This is a genomic window from Acinetobacter sp. ANC_7504, from assembly GCF_056779995.1.
On record NZ_JBWYIZ010000001.1, the window covers coordinates 110,671 to 123,208 of the forward strand.

Sequence of the window (12,538 nt, forward strand, 5' to 3'; positions counted from 1 at the left end):
AGAGCACCTAAGTGCTCTATGGGAATCATGAGTTAGAACTTAAATGTAACATCTGCAATGAATTGACGACCGATTTCAGGACTTGGTGTTGGTGTCACTGAGGATATATTGGAAGAAAAATACTCATTTTTACGGTTAAGTACATTATTAATGGTTAAACCAAAAATAGTTTGCGTATTCTTTGAACTCGGTATTGTGTAGGTAGTACGCATATCCCAATTCAAAGCATTTTTCGTTTTATATGCAGTGTAAGTGTCATATTTCATACCATCGAGTTCATAGACAAATTCAGTTTTACTGGTACTCAGGGTTTTTTTCATACCTGGTGTCCCTGCACGATAGCTAAGATAATGATTAATATTTAAAGGAATACTATTAAAACCAATATTCCAATCTAGTCTAACTGTCCATGGTGTATTGAAATTATCAGTGGGTTTATTTTCAGCATTAATCAGTTTGCCATCATAATAAATTTGTGATGTACCTGTGTAGTAGTTGCTTTCATAGCTATCAAAATTACGATTTGTATCTGTCATATCGGCATTTAGGCTTAAATAATGCACAGAATTTTTAAATACAAGTGGTTTAATATTTTTTAAAGAGAAAGTTAATATTTCAGCTTCAGATTTTCCTGAGTTGTTATAAGACTTATTACCTTGCTGCTGGCGTAATTGGTCTTTGTTCTCTCGCTGAACATATTTTAAACCAGTATTGATGTTCCAAATATTGGTGTTAAAAGCAAATACAGATTCATCTGAAAACGGCGTATCCAGCTCTGACCTTGATTTGAAGGATGGCATAAACGTCGGGTCGAGTTCCCAACCTTCAGAAAGACTATTTCTCTTAAATTTTGTCTGTAATCGACCTCGCTGATCTTGTAATTCGTTGGCGAATGCGTTTAAACCATAATAGCGATTCCAACCAGCCGTGATAAATAATTGATCATTGCCAAATGGCTTCAAAACAAATGAACTACGAGGTGCAATATTTGTATTTTGAGTCATTGAATCATAATCAGCTCGTAAGCCTAAACTAGATTGAATAAATGGATTAACATAAATTGAATCTTCGAGATATGCATGCCAACGATCTTGGCGTACATTGATTTGTCCTGCATCATATTTAAATCGTTGCGTTAAATATTGCCCGTCAATTGAATTGCCTTCGTCACAAGCATCATAACGATGACCATCAGAAGCGTAACAGTTTAAGTTTTCAATATTTTTGGAAGCGATAGTAGTTGTGTAATAATTATTAGAAACTTCAGGTCTTTCCCAATACGCTTCATAATGACCATAACCTGCACCCATTTTGAATTGGTGTGATGAGTTCGCAAAGTTTATTGGTTCAAATAGGGCTTTGATTGAGTATTCGAGTTTTTTTTCTTCTTGTGATAATGAACCATAGTTTCCATAAGATTGCGTACTTAAATTAGGATTCCAATTCTTTGTTGAAGATCGATCCCACACATACGCATCCTGCTCTGCCTTTCGCGAGTTTTTTTGTGTTTGATAATTAAGTTGTTGTTCTAACCGAACAGCATTTAATTTATTTTTTAAATTGATATAAATACTTTGACTATCAGATATTTGCGTGTTTTCTGAGTTTAAAAATGTAGCATTGAAGTACTCACCTTTATTTTCAAATAGCTGAGTTCCTATTTTTAATGAGGTTTTATCTGAAGGTGTATAGAAGAGTTCGACACCATAATTGCTCGCAGCACGTGTTTGGTCTAATTCTGCTGGCTCAATAAAATTCGTTTTTAATGGAATTAAGGAATGTCGAAAAGAGCCAAAAGCATTGAAACCTAATTGGTCTGTGAGATTACCATACAGTGTTGCACTGACTCCTTGTTTAGTAAAGAAAGGTTGATTTTTTTCACTGTTGGAGGTTTCAAATTCCTGTTGGCTTTCTGGATCAGGAAAGTTGATTTTAGACCAAGAATCAGATGTATAATCATAGATAATATTACCGTGAATTTTGCCTACCTCAGTTTTTGGTGCGCAGGTTTCTGCACTCACTACACCGCCAGTAAATTCACCATATTCAGCGCTCACATTGCTATCAAGCAGTTTAATATTACAAATCAGGTCTGCATTGACTGCAACAGCTTGACTAGAGCCGAGTAGTTCATTATTTGAGTTCGATGTTGTTGCACCAACAGGGTTAATATTATTGTTGATGCTCATCCCATTTATTAGAAATTTATTTTCATAGGGTAAACCGCCATTGATGCTAATTTCGGCTGGGCTAAGTTCACCTTGTTGTAAGCCACTTTTAAAATTATTACCAAATTGCACATTAGGATTTACTTTTAAAAAATCAGTAATGTTCTTAGAACTATTGGGTGTCTTGTCTATGTCATCCTTCGTATAAAGGGTTTTTCCAACTTCTTGTTGCTCAGTTGCATTCGTTACAATTGTATTGAGTTTGATTGAATCATCATTAGCTGTTGAATTTATTTCTGTGTCATTTGCACAAACTGTAGTTGATAGAATCGTAAGAATGGCTAAATTTAATTTTGATCGTACAAATGACATGATTTAACATTGAGAGAATAAAAACGATAGCGATTATCATTTAATAATACTTATTTCACAATATTAATGAGAATAATTATCAATACTATATTCCGATTAACATAATATAAAAAAGCGATAGTTGAAAATTGGAACAAAAAGCCCCAATACTTTTCAATTAAGATCAATCCACAGGATGATCAAGATTTCTAAAATATTGGGGTATTTAAAGATTTTTACTCTGAAACGAGTGTTTCAAGTAAATGGGGCGCTAATTTATTTAAAATATAGCAGAATAATTCAGCTGTTTTCTGTGTGTCATACAAAGCAGAGTGGGCTTCTTTACCATCAAACTCGATGCCAGCTTGAATACATGATTTAGCCAAAACAGTTTGTCCGAACATCACAGCACTCAAAGTCACCGTATCAAAAACCGAGAAACTATGAAATGGATTTTGATTCTTAGTTCCAGTACGTGCAATTGCCGCTTTTAAAAAACCAAGATCAAAATGAGCATTGTGTCCAACTAGCACAGCATGTGTGCATTGTTGTTGTTTGCGTACCTCATTAATTGCTTTAAACATACGTTTCAGTGCAGACTTTTCATCTTCTGCCATCGCTACACGCATTGGATTAAAAGGATCAATGCCAATGAAGTCGAGTGAGCGACGATCTAAATTTGCACCTTCAAATGGATTGATGTGTGCATGATGCGCTTGACCAGGTACAAACTTTCCAGACTCGTCGTAAATGATTGGAATACATGCTATTTCGAGCAATGCATCAGTATCTGCATTAAAACCAGCTGTTTCCACGTCAACAACCACGGGTAGGAACCCGCGGAAGCGTTGACCGATGACAGGTAATGTTTCAGTGGTCACACTTTTCTCCATTGAATTGTTTTACCTGCATAAAGAGGAATGATCTGTTCGCCATCTAAATATTCAAGGCTTTCAGGAATCACTTGATCTTCTTTGATCAATGTAATGGTTTCAGTATTACGAGGTAAACCATAGAAATCCGCACCAAAGAATGAAGCGAAACCTTCAAGACGTTCAATTTTACCGACTTGATCGAATGCTTGAGCATACAATTCAATTGCAGTTGGAGCGCTATAACACCCAGCGCAGCCACATGCATTTTCTTTCGCATTTTTAGAATGCGGAGCGCTGTCAGTACCTAAGAAAAATTTAGGGTTGCCACTTGTTGCGACTTCTAACAAAGTTTGCTGATGTGTCTGGCGTTTTAAAATTGGCAAACAATAGAAATGCGGTTTAACACCACCAACCAACATGTCATTGCGATTGAATAACAAATGTTGTGGTGTAATCGTCGCTGCCACGTTGCGATCTTGCTCAAGTACAAAATGTGCAGCTTCGCTTGTGGTGATATGTTCTAAAACTAATTTCAATTTTGGAAATTGTTTAAGCAGCGGTGCTAAAACTTCATCTAAGAAACGTTTTTCACGATCGAAAATATCAACATGATGATGTGTTACTTCGCCGTGGAGTAAGAGAGGAACCTGATGTTCTTCAAGTTGTTCAATGACGCTATACACTTTACGTATATCACTAACGCCATTATCAGAATTTGTGGTTGCTCCAGCAGGGTAAAGCTTAATTGCATTTACATATGGAGAGTTTTTAATTTTTTGTACTTCTTCAGGAGAAGTATGATCCGTAAAGTAGAGCACCATACGAGGATCGAATTTTACATTTTCAGGAACATGCGCCATGATTCTTTCACGATAAGCATGTGCTTCTTCCACAGTTTTTACAGGTGGAACTGTATTCGGCATACAGATTGCGCGATGAAATTGCTTCGCCAAATCAGGAACAGTACGTTGAAGTGCTAAACCATCTCTTAAATGAGCGTGCCAATCATCTGGCTGGATTAAAGTGATCGTATTCAAGGCAAGTCTTACTGAAAAAATAACATAGATGATAATCGATATTGCTTGAAATTGATAACGACAAAAGCCGATAAAAGGGGTTTTACATCTATTTGTGCTGATTAATATAAAAATGAAGCATACGTTAGATGAATGAGTCATTATCCATCTAGGGAACAATAATAGATTTTCACGTCCAAATAAAAAACCGCGCTCAAAGCGCGGTTTTTTGGGACTAAACTAAATCTTAGTTTTTGTCTTTAAGTTGTGGAACAGCAGAACCTGTACCTACAGCAAGTAAACCTGCACCAGTATAGATTCCTAACTTAGCGCGAGTATCTGTAATGTCTAGGTTACGCATGGTTAATTGACCAATACGATCCATTGGAGTAAATACAGAATCACCTTTTTCCATGGTTAAGCGTTCAGCTTCATAGGTAAGGTTTTCAGATTCAGTGTTCATGATCGTATAGTCATTACCACGACGAAGTTCTAAAGTCACAGTACCTGTGATTGCTTTAGCAACCCAACGTTGCGCAGTTTCACGAAGCATAAGCGCTTGAGAGTCGAACCAACGACCTTGGTAAAGTAAACGACCTAAACGTAAACCGTTGATGCGGTACTGTTCAATGGTATCTTCGTTATGAATACCAGTCACAAGACGTTCGTAAGCAATATGCAGAAGCGCCATACCCGGAGCTTCATAAATACCACGAGATTTCGCTTCGATGATACGGTTTTCGATTTGGTCAGACATACCTAGACCATGACGACCACCGATACGGTTTGCTTCAAGAATTAACTCAACTGGATCTTCGATACGTTGACCGTTAAGAGCAACAGGGAAGCCTTCTTCGAATGTGATTGAAACTTCTTCAGGTGCGATTTCAACGTCTTCTTTCCAGAATGCAACACCCATAATCGGTTCAACGATTTTGATACCAGCATCAAGATACTCAAGATCTTTCGCTTCGTGAGTTGCACCAAGCATGTTTGAGTCTGTTGAGTATGCTTTTTCTTTTGACATTTTATAGTCAAAACCGTTGTCGATGAGGAACTGTGACATTTCTGCACGGCCACCAAGTTCATCGATAAATGTTTGATCTAACCAAGGTTTGTAAATTTTAAGTGCTGGGTTCGTTAATAGACCATAACGGTAGAAACGCTCAATGTCGTTACCTTTATAAGTAGATCCGTCACCCCAAATGTTGACGTCATCTTCTTTCATCGCGGTAACAAGCATTGTACCTGTGACTGCACGACCAAGTGGCGTTGTATTGAAGTAAGGTACACCACCTGTAGAGATATGGAATGCGCCACATTGAATTGCTGCAATACCTTCTAATGCAAGTTGTAAACGGCAATCCACTAAGCGTGCTTTAAAAGCGCCATAAGCTTCAGCTTTCTTTGGAATAGCATCGTAATCATCTTCATCTGGCTGACCTAAGTTTGCTGTATACGCATAAGGTTCAGCACCTTTTTGTTTCATCCACAATAGAGCTGCAGAAGTATCAAGACCACCAGAGAAGGCAATACCAACTTTTTTGCCTACAGGTACATTCTGTAAGATAGTTGCATTATCAGACATTGTTCATCCTAACGATAGAATATAGGCACCTAGAAAATTGGTAACCTGAAAAATATATTTCTTCAATTGTAGCACTTTTCATTGGTAATTTTTTTTAAAAAAAGATACGTGGTGCAAAAATATTAGAATAAGTAGCAATATTTCGTCGAAACTCAGAAGTAATAGGTAGTGCTTAATCTAATTCATGATTTCTTCTTGAAAATAATACAGCGCAGTTATGAAGATTTTTATGCATCAATTTATTTTATTGCAATTTTTCAAAGCGAACTTAGTGAAAAATATTTTTTTGTAAGTGATTGAATATTAATATCTAATTTCATAGTTGGTAATTTATTATAGAAAAAGACAAAAAATTGCCATAAACAGTTATGAAAAAAGAAGTATAGTTTTATGCAACAAGTTGCAAAGCCCATAAAATAAGGAATTGCCATGACAACTCGCTATGCAAATATATTAAAACCTCTTGATCTTGGTTTCACTACCCTAAAAAATCGTGTCGTGATGGGATCGATGCATACCGGTCTAGAAGATCGTTTTTATAACTATCCTAAATTAGCAGCATATTTTGGTGAGCGTGCTAAAGGAGGTGTAGGTCTCATCATTACAGGTGGTATTTCCCCTAACCGTCAGGGCTGGCTGCTTCCAGCTGGTGGCACAATGAATACCTTAGGTGATGTTGCCCCACACCGATTAGTGACACATGCAGTTCATAAACATGGTGCCAAAATTTTAATGCAAATTTTGCATTCAGGGCGTTATGGTTATCAACCATTTGTGGTTTCTGCAAGCCCAATAAAATCGCCGATCTCACCATTTAAACCACGTCAGATGTCAGAAAAACAAATTCTGGATACGATTCAAGATTATGCGGCTACAGCAAGTATCGCGAAAAAAGCTGGCTATGATGGTGTCGAAATCATGGGATCAGAAGGCTATTTGCTGAACCAATTTATGAGTCGTCATGTCAATCAGCGTACAGACCAATGGGGCGGGGAAATAGAAAACCGTATGCGCTTTGCAGTTGAAATTGTTAAGGCAATTCGCGCGAAAGTTGGCGAAAAATTTATCATTTGTTTCCGTTTATCTATGCTCGATTTAGTTCATGACGGTAATACAATGAATGAAGTGATCACGGTTGCCAAAGCGCTAGAAGAAGCGGGTATCACATTATTGAATACAGGTATTGGTTGGCATGAAGCTCGTGTGCCAACAATTGTAACCTCTGTTCCTCGTGCGGCATTTGTAGATTATACCGCAGAGGTAAAAAAACATGTGTCTGTGCCTGTGATTGCATCCAACCGAATCAATATGCCTGAAACTGCCGAAGCTATTTTGGCTGAAGGTAAAGCCGACATGATTCAAATGGCTCGACCATTATTGGCAGATGCTTTCTGGGTGAATAAAACGGCAACTAATCGTGTTGATGAAATCAATACGTGTATTGCGTGTAATCAGGCTTGTTTGGATCATACTTTCAAAAATAAACGTGCCACATGTTTAGTGAATCCACGTGCAGCCTATGAAACTGAACTGGTTTATTTAAAAACCAAGAAGCCAAAAAAAGTAGCTGTTGTGGGTGGTGGTGTAGCTGGAATGTCGGCAGCGACCGTTGCTGCCAGTCGTGGTCATCAGGTTACTTTATTTGAAGCCACTAATGATGTAGGGGGACAATTCAACTTAGCGAAAGTTGTTCCTGGGAAAGAAGAATTTCATGAAACCATTCGCTATTTTAAAGTCCAAATTGAGCGCACTGGGGTTGAACTTCGTTTAAATACTAAAGTTAATCGTGAACAGCTTGAGCGTGAAGGCTTTGATGAAGTGATTGTTGCGACAGGCGTTGTACCACGTGCATTGAAGATTGAAGGAAGTGATGCACCACAAGTTTTATCTTATGCAGAAGTATTAAGAGGTGCGCCTGTGGGTCAAAAGGTAGCAGTAATTGGTGCTGGTGGTATCGGATTTGATGTGTCAGAGTTTTTATTAAAACCTGAACATCAGCCACAGCCACAACCTTTGGCAGAATGGAAACGTGAGTGGGGAGTTGATCCTGATGTTCAGTATGTTTCTGAAGGTGGTTTACAACCTGCTGAAGTGGATCGTCCAGTTCGCGAAATATATTTATTGCAACGTAAGACAACGCCTTTGGGTATAGGATTAGGTAAAACCTCTGGTTGGGTTCACCGCGCCCAATTAAAAAAACATCATGTGAAAATGTTGCGTGGCGTTCAATACAAATCAGTGAGTGATGAAGGTCTGTGGATCGAAGTTGGTGGACATGATCAATTATTACGAGTCGATACTGTCGTTGTTTGTGCAGGGCAAGAATCTGTTAAAGAGATTATGCCATCAGAGACTGAAACAACTTTAGCGAAATATCACATTATTGGTGGTGCAAAGCTTGCTGCTGAGCTTGATGCTAAGCGTGCGATTCGTGAAGGTGCTGAAATTGCAGCCAAAATTTAATAAATTTGAATCATTTGGTGAAACTATATTCACTTGAATGGTTTGATTGTAATTTTTACTTGTCATGATATGAAAAGCTTCGTATTATGGCGCACATGGAAGCGTGGCAGAGCGGTTTAATGCACCGGTCTTGAAAACCGACGAGGGTGTGAGTCCTCCGTGAGTTCGAATCTCACCGCTTCCGCCAAATTCAAAAAGCCCTGACATTTGTCAGGGCTTTTTTTATTCTATATATTCAAGCTTTTTATTCGAGTGTTTAATCACCAAACTTATTTGGGATGACCAGTAACCTTTTTTTGTGTTGATCATCTTCAACCAGTCTGACTTCAGCATCTAAGTTATAGAGTTGATGAACTAATTGCTTTGTTAAAACATCTTCTGATTTTCCTTGTGCAATGATTTGACCATCTTTCATGGCAACTAGAAAATCGGCACAGCGTGCAGCAGTGGCTAATTCATGTAGAACCATCACTATGGTTTTACCTTGTGAGGCTAGAGAGCGGACTAAATTTAAAATATCGGATTGATGACCGATATCGAGCATACTGATCGGTTCATCTAAAAGAATTAAAGGGGTCTGTTGTGCGAGGACCATTGCGATCCATGCACGTTGACGTTGACCTCCTGATAGATTGCTTAAATTTTGATTTTTTAATTCGCTTAAATGGGTCGCAGACAAGGCGTCATCAATCGCTTTTTGGTCTTCGATGTTCAGTCGTTTAAACCAACCTTGATGTGGAAAACGACCGAAGCGTACTAACTGCTCAACTGTCATGCCGTTGGGTGCAGTTACATGCTGTGGAAGTAATGCAAGTTGTTTAGCGAGCAACTTTTTACTGAGTATATTCAGTTGATTTTTTTCCCAAATGACTTCGCCTTGATCATATGGATGAATTTGAGCAATACATTTTAACAAGGTCGATTTTCCACAGCCATTTGGACCAATGAGGACGATGACTTGACCCTGCTGAAATTCAGCATTGATACCCTTCAAAACTTGATGATGATTATATCCAGCACTTAATTGATTGATGATTAAACTCATGTACGACTCATACTTCTAGAATGACGATATAACAACCACAACAACAGTGGACCACCAACCATGCCACTAATAATGCCTGCGGGAATTTCGACAGGGGCAAGCAAATTTTTTCCAAGTAAATCAGCACTTAAAACCATTAATGCACCAATACACATGGTTTGGAAAATCGGAAATAAATGATGAGGAAATGATTTAAATGCGATGATTGGTGCGGCAATAGCCACGAATCCAATGGGGCCCGCAATACTGACAGCGGTCCCAGCGAGAAACGCAGCAATAATAATGAGCATCAGTCTAATTTTAGGTAAGGGTTCTCCTAGACTATCAATGACAGAATCAGGGAGAACCATTGCACTAAATAGTCGCCGCCACAGCACAATAATACTGACAAGCAGCATGATAAAAATCGAAGTTGGTAGCAAGATGCTGTAGCTTCGACCAATCAAACTACCACTACTAAAAATTAAAATATTACTGGTGTGCATTACTGGCAGTGTCGCAAGGATAAGGTCAAAACTGGCTTTCATGAGTGTTGCAATTCCGACCCCGATGACCAAAATACGATACCCCTGTGTTCCTACGCCGCCTGAAGCAATTAAAATAAAAAAAACACAGAAGATCGCACCCACTAATGCTTGCCACCATTGACCTAACATACTAGAACTTGAGTGGAGAATGGTGAATGCCAAAGCAAGCACTGCACTGTCACTGATACCAAAAACATCTGGGCTCGCAAGAGGGTTTTTGGTGATAATTTGAAGAATGAGACCAGATAAGGCGAGTGCAGCGCCAATCAATAAGGCTGCCAAAAGTCGTGGTAATCTAATCTTTTCAACGAGAAGTTGATGTGGAGCTGACGCATTGCCTGTCAATACATTCCATAGCGTATTCAAATTTAATGTGATTTCACCGTACATCAGGCTAAATAAACTAAGTGATATCAGTAGAATCGCAATGATTATCCAAGCCTTTATCACTGATTTTTGTTTTAAACGATTCAACAGAGAATACATATTATTTCTCCGCTTGAATGATATTTTGTAAGTTATTTTGACGTACCATCCATATCAAAATAGGTGCACCTAATAAGGCTAAAAGAATACTGACAGGGGCTTCGAAAGGTTGCACGACTGCACGTGCGATGATATCCGCGATCAGCAACAACAACATGCCAAATAGTCCGCTATAGATGAGTTGTTTCTGAATACTCTGAGCACCAATAGCTCGTGCAAAGTAAGGTGCAATCAAGCCTAAAAAGGCAATTGGTCCTGTTAATGCAACGGCACTTCCAGTTAATAAAACCACAGCTAAAATGCACAATGCATCAAGTAGTTTCGTATTTAAGCCTAAGCTATTCGCCAGTTGATCACCAACTAAGCTAAGACCCAGGGGGCGTATCACCAATATAGCGATGATGAGTCCGATCGCCATTAAAATTAGTGCAAGACCGAGATATTGAATATCAACGCGATTGAGCGAACCTAAAACCCAAAAACGATAGTCATCTAAACCATTTTGGAAACTCAGAAGAATGGCAGCCATAAAACCTTGGAATGTACTGGTGATTGCCAGTCCAGCCAAAACTAAACGTGTAAGTGAGCTTTGATCTGCCATTTGACGAGGGGTGATGGCAAAGACCAATAAGGCACTCACTAATGCACCAATCAGCGCCCAAAAAAATAGTCCTATGGTATCCATTTGAAGAACAATGGCCAAAACAATGGCAAGAGATGCGCCACTATTAATTCCGATTAATCCACTATCAGCCAAAGGGTTTTTAAGCAAGTTTTGAAGGATGACGCCTGAGATCGCTAATGCTAATCCGACACTCACCGCCGCAATAGTACGTGGAATTCTTATTTCCAATAGGGGAGTGATTGGTTCTAACGACCATTGACTTAGTGCCTGAAGAATAAGTTGCAAACTGTCTGTAAAGTAGGGCTGACCAGCGCCGTACGCGATCGACAAAACAGCGCAACATAAAATAATCAAGCTAAGCACGATTCCCATCAGCGGGAATCGGTCAAGTACAGTTGTAGCATTCGTCAGCATGTTAATTATGGAGATGCTTCATTACATCATCAATGGCATGTCGAGCAGCATGTGGTCCACCTATGCCAGTCCACATAGATGCATCAACCACGAAATAATGCTTGTTTTTTGCAGCATTAAGACGTTGGAATTCTGGTAATTTTTCTAGTTCTGCCAGTTGCTTTTCCGAGTTTAGATGACTGCCAATGATGAGCCAGTCTGCATCAATTTGATCAAAACGCTCTCGACTGATTGGAGGCGTATGGCTTGCACCTGGTTGTTGCTGATGTTGAGGTCGTGTTAAGCCAATATCTTTTAAAATTTGGCTCGCAAATGAATCATTTAACATATACACAGGTCCATTGGCTGTCCAACGAATGACACTGACTGATTGACCTTGTTGAGCATGTAATTTCTGTTGAGCTTCTTGCGCATATTGATCGTACGCTTCTAGAGCTTTTTGGGCTTGTTGTTCTTTGTTTAATAAATGAGCTACCTTTTTGAAACTGTCTTTCCATGGCTCTCCGCGTGCAAAACTGACTGCAGTGGGTGCAATCTGCTGCAATTGATTAATCATTTGTGTATCAATCATGCTTCCAGCAATAATTAAGTCAGGTTGTAACGTGAGAATTTGTTCCATGCTCGGTTGTCCAAAGTTACCGACGGAGGCGATCTGTTGTGTTTCATTTTTGAGGTAATCTGGAAAATTACTTTGACCTCGAACATAACTACTGCCTATAGGTTTTATTCCAAGCGCAATAGCACTATCCAAATCAAGTTCACTTAAAACCACAACACGTTGTGGCTGAACAGGAATCGTAACTAGACGACCTAAAGCATCTTCAATTTGTCGTGTCGTATTTATTTGAGATTCAACCGTCGCTTTACTGTCTCGTGAAGAAGGTTCATTCGACTGAGAACATGCTGTGAAGAGAGTGATAGCACTCAATATAATTGCAATTTTATATTTCATATCTTTCTACATATTTCATTAAAATAAT

General features: G+C 38.8%; 9 protein-coding genes and 1 tRNA gene. 2 read left to right on the forward strand and 8 right to left on the reverse strand.

The features are described from left to right. Positions 1 to 32: 32 nt before the first annotated feature. From AC1M9F_RS00550 to argG, 4 genes are all read right to left on the reverse strand, one after another. Positions 33 to 2,540: a TonB-dependent receptor plug domain-containing protein gene (locus AC1M9F_RS00550; protein ID WP_481596778.1), complete on the reverse strand. Its 2,508-nt coding sequence runs from the start codon at positions 2,538 to 2,540 to the stop codon at positions 33 to 35. Between the two features lie 215 nt (positions 2,541 to 2,755). Further along, positions 2,756 to 3,412: a ribonuclease T gene (gene rnt / locus AC1M9F_RS00555; protein WP_035266446.1), complete on the reverse strand. Its 657-nt coding sequence runs from the start codon at positions 3,410 to 3,412 to the stop codon at positions 2,756 to 2,758. Next, positions 3,397 to 4,431 carry a dihydroorotase gene (gene pyrC / locus AC1M9F_RS00560; RefSeq protein ID WP_035266516.1) on the reverse strand — a complete coding sequence of 345 codons (1,035 nt, stop codon included), beginning with the start codon at positions 4,429 to 4,431 and terminating at the stop codon, positions 3,397 to 3,399. Before pyrC ends, rnt begins: the two co-directional genes overlap by 16 nt. Before the next feature lie 226 nt (positions 4,432 to 4,657). After that, complete coding sequence (argG, locus tag AC1M9F_RS00565; RefSeq protein ID WP_481596779.1) at positions 4,658 to 5,998, reverse strand: argininosuccinate synthase; 1,341 nt, start codon at positions 5,996 to 5,998, stop codon at positions 4,658 to 4,660. Between the two features lie 429 nt (positions 5,999 to 6,427). Between argG and AC1M9F_RS00570 the strand changes: the two genes are divergently transcribed. Further along, entirely contained in the window at positions 6,428 to 8,461 is a 2,034-nt protein-coding gene (locus AC1M9F_RS00570) for an FAD-dependent oxidoreductase (RefSeq protein ID WP_481596780.1), read from the forward strand. Positions 8,462 to 8,558: 97 nt separating this feature from the next. After that, positions 8,559 to 8,648: transfer RNA gene (locus tag AC1M9F_RS00575), tRNA-Ser, on the forward strand. A 69-nt stretch (positions 8,649 to 8,717) separates the two neighbouring features. Here AC1M9F_RS00575 and AC1M9F_RS00580 read toward each other — a convergent pair. The 4 genes from AC1M9F_RS00580 to AC1M9F_RS00595 are packed head-to-tail and all read right to left on the reverse strand — an operon-like array spanning position 8,718 to position 12,510. Continuing rightward, on the reverse strand, positions 8,718 to 9,506 hold the full coding sequence (locus AC1M9F_RS00580; RefSeq protein WP_481596781.1) for an ABC transporter ATP-binding protein: 789 nt from the start codon (positions 9,504 to 9,506) through the stop codon (positions 8,718 to 8,720). Next, the gene (locus AC1M9F_RS00585; RefSeq protein ID WP_481596782.1) at positions 9,503 to 10,519 is read right to left on the reverse strand and encodes a FecCD family ABC transporter permease; all 1,017 of its coding nucleotides are present in this window, start codon (positions 10,517 to 10,519) and stop codon (positions 9,503 to 9,505) included. Before AC1M9F_RS00585 ends, AC1M9F_RS00580 begins: the two co-directional genes overlap by 4 nt. A gap of 1 nt (position 10,520) precedes the next feature. Then, the gene (locus tag AC1M9F_RS00590; RefSeq protein ID WP_481596783.1) at positions 10,521 to 11,558 is read right to left on the reverse strand and encodes a FecCD family ABC transporter permease; all 1,038 of its coding nucleotides are present in this window, start codon (positions 11,556 to 11,558) and stop codon (positions 10,521 to 10,523) included. A 1-nt stretch (position 11,559) separates the two neighbouring features. After that, complete coding sequence (locus AC1M9F_RS00595) at positions 11,560 to 12,510, reverse strand: ABC transporter substrate-binding protein (protein WP_481596784.1); 951 nt, start codon at positions 12,508 to 12,510, stop codon at positions 11,560 to 11,562. Positions 12,511 to 12,538 lie beyond the last annotated feature (28 nt).

Bases quoted from the DNA above. Each gene is read 5' to 3' on its own strand.
- AC1M9F_RS00550 (WP_481596778.1), bottom strand. From the start codon at position 2,540: ATGTCATTTGTACGATCAAAATTAAATTTAGCCATTCTTACGATTCTA.
- rnt (WP_035266446.1), bottom strand. From the start codon at position 3,412: ATGGAGAAAAGTGTGACCACTGAAACATTACCTGTCATCGGTCAACGC.
- argG (WP_481596779.1), bottom strand. From the start codon at position 5,998: ATGTCTGATAATGCAACTATCTTACAGAATGTACCTGTAGGCAAAAAA.
- AC1M9F_RS00570 (WP_481596780.1), top strand. From the start codon at position 6,428: ATGACAACTCGCTATGCAAATATATTAAAACCTCTTGATCTTGGTTTC.
- AC1M9F_RS00580 (WP_481596781.1), bottom strand. From the start codon at position 9,506: ATGAGTTTAATCATCAATCAATTAAGTGCTGGATATAATCATCATCAA.
- AC1M9F_RS00585 (WP_481596782.1), bottom strand. From the start codon at position 10,519: ATGTATTCTCTGTTGAATCGTTTAAAACAAAAATCAGTGATAAAGGCT.
- AC1M9F_RS00590 (WP_481596783.1), bottom strand. From the start codon at position 11,558: ATGCTGACGAATGCTACAACTGTACTTGACCGATTCCCGCTGATGGGA.
- AC1M9F_RS00595 (WP_481596784.1), bottom strand. From the start codon at position 12,510: ATGAAATATAAAATTGCAATTATATTGAGTGCTATCACTCTCTTCACA.